Below are 552 nucleotides of genomic sequence, written 5' to 3' on the forward strand. Positions count from 1 at the left end.
TTTCCAGACCTCTTCATTTACCTCGTTCCTTTGTAACTCCGTATAGAGTGTCCTACAACCCCAAGAGGCTTGCCTCTTGGTTTGGGCTAATTCCGTTTCGCTCGCCGCTACTCAGGAAATCGCATTTGCTTTCTCTTCCTCCAGGTACTTAGATGTTTCAGTTCCCCGGGTCTGCCTTCAATATCCTATATATTCAGATAAAGATACTGCTCCATTACGAACAGTGGGTTTCCCCATTCGGAAATCTCCGGATCAAAGCTTACTTAACTGTTATCTAGTTTTCAAAGAACAATCGCACTCAAAATTCTTCTTATTAGATAAGAAGAAAGTGATGTACTTTCTATTAAATGAGAGATTGAACTCTCAAAACTGAACAAAGCTTCAAAACGCACATCTTGTCTAGCTACGGCTTCTAGTCGTTCGATCGTTTCACTTTTGTCAACGAAACCAAATAGCAGTTTCCCTGTAAAAAGCTCCAACGTTTTTCATGACTAAACAATCGCCTTCGCTTTTCATGTAAAAATCCTTAGAAAGGAGGTGATCCAGCCGCAC

General features: G+C 41.1%; 1 rRNA gene. It reads right to left on the minus strand.

What is annotated here, in order from left to right:
- Window positions 1-324: ribosomal RNA gene (locus AC1UFB_RS16895) — 23S ribosomal RNA — on the minus strand; the annotation flags it as partial.
- Between the last annotated feature and the right edge of the window lie 228 nt (window positions 325-552).

The organism is Priestia sp. KCTC 13724 (assembly GCF_056820425.1).